Annotated in this window: 5 protein-coding genes; 2 read left to right on the top strand and 3 right to left on the bottom strand. The window is 63.8% G+C overall.

What is annotated here, in order from left to right; all coding sequences use genetic code 11:
* From IL54_RS15970 to IL54_RS15960, 3 genes are all read right to left on the bottom strand, one after another.
* Positions 1-355: MFS transporter (locus IL54_RS15970; protein ID WP_156106306.1), on the bottom strand; the 355-nt coding region annotated here is incomplete at its 3' end.
* 118 nt (positions 356-473) lie between these two features.
* On the bottom strand, positions 474-1,685 hold the full coding sequence (manD, locus tag IL54_RS15965) for a D-mannonate dehydratase ManD (RefSeq protein ID WP_037476850.1): 1,212 nt from the start codon (positions 1,683-1,685) through the stop codon (positions 474-476).
* A 14-nt stretch (positions 1,686-1,699) separates the two neighbouring features.
* Complete coding sequence (locus IL54_RS15960) at positions 1,700-4,075, bottom strand: glycoside hydrolase family 3 N-terminal domain-containing protein (RefSeq protein WP_037476849.1); 2,376 nt, start codon at positions 4,073-4,075, stop codon at positions 1,700-1,702.
* Between the two features lie 199 nt (positions 4,076-4,274).
* On the opposite strand from IL54_RS15960, the gene IL54_RS15955 reads away from it, so the two are divergent.
* Positions 4,275-6,422 carry an alpha-glucuronidase family glycosyl hydrolase gene (locus IL54_RS15955; RefSeq protein WP_037476848.1) on the top strand — a complete coding sequence of 716 codons (2,148 nt, stop codon included), beginning with the start codon at positions 4,275-4,277 and terminating at the stop codon, positions 6,420-6,422.
* A gap of 75 nt (positions 6,423-6,497) precedes the next feature.
* The coding region (locus IL54_RS23165; RefSeq protein ID WP_156106305.1) for a LacI family DNA-binding transcriptional regulator at positions 6,498-6,716 on the top strand (219 nt) is incomplete at its 3' end.

Below are 6,716 nucleotides of genomic sequence, written 5' to 3'. Positions count from 1 at the left end.
CCCCCGCCTCGCCGATCGCGAGCGGGATGCGCGCGAGCAACATGCCCGCGGTCGAGGTGAAGAAGATGTGCGCGACATGGCCGATCGTCCATAGCGACACGGCCAGCGTATAGCCGGCCCGCGCGCCGATCTTGTCGATCAGGCGGCCGAAAAAGACGTAGGAAATGCCATAGCCCGCCTGAAACCAGATGGCGAGATCGGCATAGCCGCTCTCGCTCCAGTCATAGCGCGCCTGAAGATCGGGCTTGAGCGTCGGCAGGACGAGGCGATCGACATAGCTCAGCACCACGGCGAAGAAGAGCAGCGCGCAGACGATCCAGCGGACTTTGCCGGAGGGTTTGGGGATGTCGGTCATTGCGCGCTCCTAAGAGGGTTCGTCATTCCCGCGTAGGCGGGAACCCATCTCCCGACCTTGCGCCTGGGGATAGCGACGGAGATGGATCCCCGCCTTCGCGGGGATGACGATGATAAGGTCACCAGTTGAACATCGTGCCGTCTTCCAGCCGGTTCACTGGCAGGAAGGCGCGCTTGTATTCGTACTTGGCGGCCAGTTCTTCGTCGATGTCGACGCCAAGGCCCGGTGCTTCGCCGGGATGCATCGCCCCGTCGGCGAAGGTATAGGCGTGGGGGAAGACCGCGTCGGTTTCGGGCGTGTGGCGCATATATTCCTGTACGCCGAAATTGGGGACGCTCAGATCAAAGTGCAGCGCGGCGGCCATGCAGACCGGCGACAGATCGGTCGCGCCGTGGCAGCCAGTGCGGACCTGATAGAGATCGGCGAGGTTCGCGATCTTGCGCAGGTGGCTGATGCCGCCGGCATGGACCACGGTGGCGCGGATATAGTCGATCAGCTGGTTTTCGATCAGTTCGTGGCAGTCGTGGATGGAGTTGAAGATTTCGCCCACCGCCAGCGGCGTGGTGGTGTGCTGGCGGATCAGCTTGAACGCTTCCTGATTTTCCGCGGGCGTCGCATCCTCCAGCCAGAAGGGGCGATAGGGTTCGAGATCCTTGCCCAGACGGCCCGCTTCGACCGGCGTCAGGCGATGATGGATGTCATGCAGCAGGTGGACGTCCCAGCCGAGCGCTTCGCGCGCGGCTTTGAACAATTCGGGCACGACGCGCATATATTTGGAGGTGTTCCAGACATTTTCGGTCGGCAGGTCAGCGTCGGCGGGTTCGTAGAAATATTTGTCCTTGCTGACGCCATAGGTGGACGCCATGCCGGGCACGCCGCACTGGATGCGGATCGCTTTGTAACCCTGCCGCTGATAATCGAGCGCGACCGCCACCGTATCCTCGATCGTGGTGCCGTTGGCATGGCCATAGACCATCACATTTTCGCGGCTGGCTCCGCCGAGCAATTGATAGACCGGCAGGCCCGCCAGCTTGCCCTTGATATCCCAGAGCGCGGTATCGACGGCGGCGATGGCCGACATGGTGACCGGGCCGCGCCGCCAATAGGCGCCCTTGTAGAGATATTGCCAGATATCCTCGATCCGGTGCGCATCCCGGCCGATCAGGCAGGGGATGACATGGTCCTGCAAATAGCTGGCCACCGCCAGTTCGCGGCCGTTGAGCGTCGCATCGCCAAGGCCATAGACACCGTCTTCGGTGATGATCTTCAAGGTGACGAAATTGCGGCCGGGGCAGGTGACGATGACCCTGGCATCAAGGATTTTAGGCATGTGCGTGGTCCTGTTCAGAGGATTTCGAGCGTGACGGTCTGGAGATTTTCGCTGTCCGGCCCGACCATGATGTCGAACAGGCCGGGTTCGACCACTTCGTCCATGTCGAGATTCCACAGCGCGAAAGCATCCGGGCCGAGCGGCAGGCGCACGGTTCGGCTCTCGCCGGGCGCGAGGGTGATGCGTTCGAAGCCTTTGAGTTGCTTGATCGGGCGAGTGACGCTGGCGACCTGGTCGCGGACGTAGAGTTGGACGACTTCGTCCCCTGCCCTGTCGCCCACATTGCGGACATCGACCTCGACCGTCACCTGCCCGCCTAAGCCGATGCGCGACGCGGACAGGCGGGGTTTGCCAAATTCAAAGCGGGTGTAGCTGAGGCCATATCCGAACGGAAAGAGCGGCGTGTTTTCTGCGAACAGATAGCCCCGGCTGGCCGATGGCTTGCGGTTATAGAAGATCGGGATCTGGCCCTCATCCCGTGCGACGCTAACGGGCAGTTTGGCGCCAGGATTGACGTCGCCGAAGAGAATGTCGGCGATCGCCGTGCCGCCCTCCTGCCCCGGATACCAGCATTCGAGCAGCGCGTTCGCGCCTTCGACAACGGTGGGATAGCTGGGCGGGCGGCCGTTGATGGCGCAGACGATGACGGGCTTGCCGGTGGCCTTCATCGCCAGGAACAACGCATTCTGTTCGCCGAGCAGGTCGAGGCTGGTGCGGTCGCCGAGATGGTTCTTGGCAAAGCCTTCGCGGCTGGTCTGTTCGGTGTCGCCGATCGCGAGGATGATGACATCGGCGCTGTTCGCCACCTCGACCGCCTGGGCGATCAAGGCGCGGTTCTTGGCGGGGTCGGCGAGCAGCACGTCGTCGGCCGAGCGATCCTCGCTCTGGGTGATGAACACGCCCTGGGCATGGACCACCTGCGTCTTGCCCTTGAGCTTGGCCTCTATGCCTTCAAGCAGCGACACTTCCTGGCGCGGGATCGAGGAATAGCCGCCAAGGCGCGCGACGGCGGCATTGGGGCCGATGACGGCGACGCGCTTGTGTGTGCCCGCCGTCAGGGGCAGCGTGCCGTCATTTTTGAGCAGCGCGATCGACTTGTGCGCGGCCTTCAAAGCGAGGGCGCGCGCTTCGGCATTGCCGGTCAGCGCTTCAAAGTCCTTACGCGGCCAGGGATTCTCGAACAGGCCGGCGCGGAATTTGAGCGTCAACATGCGGCGCACGGCCATATCGACCGCTTCGACCGGCACCTTGCCAGCGCGCACCTGGCTCACCAGCGTCCGATAGGTCAGGCCATCGGGCAATTCGCAATCCACCCCGGCGCGCAGCGCGGCGCGCGCCGATGCTTCGGGGTCGGATTGGACATGGTGGATGGTGTCGAGTTCGTGGACCGCGCCATAATCGCTGACCACCGCGCCGTCGAAATGCCATTCGCCGCGCAGGATGTCGCCGAGCAGCCATTGGCTTTGGTGGCTGGGGACGCCATCAATCTCATTATAGCTGGGCATGACGGCGGCGATGCCAGTGCGGCGGACGACTTCGCGGAAGGGCGGGAAGAAATTCTCGCGCAATTCGCGTTCGGAGATGGACGCGGGCGCGATATTCTGGCCGCTTTGGGGCTGGCCATGGCCGGTCATATGTTTGAGCGTCGCCATGACCTTGTCCGGGCCGAGCTGCTTGCTTTCGCCTTGCAGGCCCAGCACGGCGGCGACGCCCATTTCGCCGCACAGATAAGGGTCTTCGCCAAAAGTTTCCTCGATCCGGCCCCAGCGCGGATCACGGGCGATATCGACTACCGGGGACAGAGCGAGATGCACGCCGCGCGCGCGGACTTCGCGGGCGGTGACGGATTGGATGTCGTGCATGAGCTGGCGGTCGAAACTGCCCGCCAGGCCGATCGCCATCGGGAAGCTGGTCGCCTCGGTCGCCATATAGCCGTGCAGCGATTCTTCATGGAAGAGGACGGGGATGCCGAGTCGGGTTTCCTCGATCGCCCATTTCTGGATCGCGGTGATGAAGGCGACGGTGTCCGCCGGGGTGCGCCAGCGCGCGCCGACGCCGCCCGCCTGTTGCGAGCCATCGGGCGCGCCGCGCTTGTCGGACGGGCGGGTAATCTGGCCAAAGCTCGCGGGATAAGCCTGGCTCGCCTTGGCCGGGGAGAAGGTCAGGCCATCCATGATGTCGGCCTTGGTCGCCCATAGCGCGATGATCTGACCGACTTTCTCCTCCAGCGTCATGCGGGCGAGCAGGTCGCGGACGCGCAGGTCGATCGGCGCGGTCGCATCCTTGTAGAGCGGGCCGGTTTTCTTCGCGGCGATGGCCGGGGTAGCGGCGACGAACGAGCTGGACGCGAGCAGGCCGAGCGCCTGGCGACGGGCAAAGGCCATGGTCATCGCGCCGTCAGGACGATGGAAATCGTCGCCCGTTTCGCTATTGTGCGGGGATGGGTCATGATGCGCCTCTCCAATTTTACCGAGCTGTCACGTTTCTGCTTGCCGGATTATCGCTGATAGCGTTACCATTGGTAAGACAAGTCGCGATTGTCAATGCCCGATAACGGGCTGGCGACGCCGACGCGATGGAGAGGAAGACATGATCGCGCGCCTGATTTGCTGGATGATGGCTATGGCCATGACGGTCCTGACGCCCGTGGCGATGGCCGAGGATGGCTATGATCTCTGGCTGCGCTATGCGCGGGTGGACGGGGCGGCGGCAGCGCGGATTGCGGCCCATGCTAGCGTGATCACCGCGCCCGGCGACAGCGCGACGATGCAGATCATCAGGGACGAATTGCAGCGCGGCGTCACCGGTATGACCGGTACGGCCCCGATGATAGCGGATAGCATGCGTCCGGGTGCGCTGTGGCTGGCGACGCCGGAGACGGCCCCTGCCCTGCCGCTCCCATTGGAGGGGTTGGGCCAGGAGGGCTATGCGATCCGGTCGATCCGGGTCGAGGGCAAGCCGGTCACGCTGATCGCCGCGAACAGCGACAGCGGGTTGCTGCATGGCGCATTCCATTGGCTGCGGCTGGCGCAGTCGGACGCGGCGCTCGATGCGATCGATATACGCAGCGCGCCGCGCATCGGCCTGCGCCTGCTCAACCATTGGGACAATCTGGATGGCACGGTGGAGCGCGGCTATTCGGGATCGTCGATCTGGGACTGGTGGCGGCTGCCCGACTGGAAAGGGCCGCGCTATAGCGACTATGCCCGCGCCAATGCGTCGATCGGCATCAACGGCACCGTCCTCAACAATGTGAATGCCAAGTCGGACAGCCTGACCGCGCCCTATATCGCCAAGGCCGCCGCGCTGGCGGATGTGTTCCGGCCCTATGGGATCAAGGTCTATCTGTCGGTCAAATGGACCGCGCCGATGGAGTTGGATGGGCTCAAGACCGCCGATCCGCTCGATCCGACCGTTGCCGCCTGGTGGAAGGCCAAGGCCGACGAGATTTACGCGGCGATCCCCGATTTCGGCGGCTTCCTGGTCAAGGCCAATAGCGAGGGGCAACCGGGTCCGCAGGATTATAAGCGCACCCATGCCGATGGCGCAAACATGCTCGCCGCAGCGGTGAAGCCGCACGGCGGGATCGTGATGTGGCGCGCCTTCGTCTATGCCCATGATAATCCCGACGATCGCGCCAAGCAGGCCTATGCCGACTTCAAGCCGCTGGACGGGCAATTTGCCGACAATGTCATCGTGCAGGTCAAGAATGGCGCGATCGATTTTCAGCCGCGCGAGCCTTTCCATCCGCTGTTCGGGGCAATGCCCAAGACACCGTTGATGATGGAATTCCAGATCACCAAGGAATATCTGGGGCAATCGACGCATCTGACCTATTTGGGGCCGTTGTTCGAAGAGACGCTGAAAAGCGATACCTTCGCCAAGGGCAAGGGATCGACGGTTGCCAAGGTGATCGACGGGTCGCTGGACTGGCATAGGCTGACCGGGATTGCGGGCGTCGCCAATATCGGCACGGATCGCGACTGGAGCGGGTCGATCTTCAACCAGGCGGACTGGTATGCGTTCGGGCGGATGGCCTGGAACCCGGACCTGACCGCCGATGCGGTGGCGCGCGAATGGGCGGCGCTGACCTTCACGCCCGACAAGGCGGTAGTGGAACCCGTGGTCGCGATGATGATGGGATCGCGCGAGGCGGCGGTGGACTATATGACGCCGCTTGGCCTGGCCCATGTCATGGACACCGGCCACCATTATGGACCCGGTCCCTGGGTATCGGAACTGGCGCGGCCGGAATGGAACCCGGTCTATTATCACAAGGCGGATGCGACCGGCATCGGCTTTGACCGGACGAGGAGGAGCGGGAGCAATGCCATCGCTCAATATGCGGCGCCGCTGGCCAAGCGGTTCGCTAATCCGCGCACCACGCCGGAGCGGGACTTGCTGTGGTTCCATCATCTGCCCTGGGACTATCGCTTGGCATCAGGCGAGACGCTGTGGGATGGGATGGTCCAGCGCTATGACCGGGGCGTTGCCTATGTTGCGGGGATGCGCGCGACGTGGGACGAACTGCGCCCGATGATCGATGCGGAGCGCTTTGCGCAGACGCAGACCTTCCTTTCGATTCAGCAAAAGGAGGCGCAATGGTGGCGCGACGCAAGCATCGCCTATTTCCAGTCGATCGCCAAGCGGCCCCTGCCCGACGGGGCTGCGCCGCCGCCAGAGACGCTGGAGGCCTATAAAATGCGGAAATTCCCCTATGCGCCCGGCAATCCGTGATTTTTCGCTTTAATCCGGCGGGGTGATGTCGCTACCACTCCGGCGACATCATTACCGACCCGAAAGCACCCCGCATTGACCGACACCCGATCCTCCCGCCGTCAGCGCAATGCCCCAACGATCAACGATGTGGCGCGCCACGCCGGGGTGTCGCCCATGACGGTGTCGCGCGTCATCAATGGCGAGCAGGTGGTGCGGCCGGCGACCAAGGCGAAGGTCGATGCCGCCATCATCGCGCTCAACTATGCGCCGAGCGCCGCCGCGCGCAGCCTGGCGGGAGGCGATGAACTGCGG

It is taken from the genome of Sphingobium sp. ba1 (assembly GCF_000743655.1).
GTDB lineage: Bacteria > Pseudomonadota > Alphaproteobacteria > Sphingomonadales > Sphingomonadaceae > Sphingobium.
The sequence above is the reverse complement of the archived record's forward strand: the minus strand, read 5'-3'. Positions and strand labels throughout refer to the sequence as shown.

Excerpts from the sequence above, each read along its gene's own strand:
- manD (WP_037476850.1), bottom strand. The coding sequence starts at position 1,685 with ATGCCTAAAATCCTTGATGCCAGGGTCATCGTCACCTGCCCCGGCCGC.
- IL54_RS15960 (WP_037476849.1), bottom strand. The coding sequence starts at position 4,075 with ATGACCATGGCCTTTGCCCGTCGCCAGGCGCTCGGCCTGCTCGCGTCC.
- IL54_RS15955 (WP_037476848.1), top strand. The coding sequence starts at position 4,275 with ATGATCGCGCGCCTGATTTGCTGGATGATGGCTATGGCCATGACGGTC.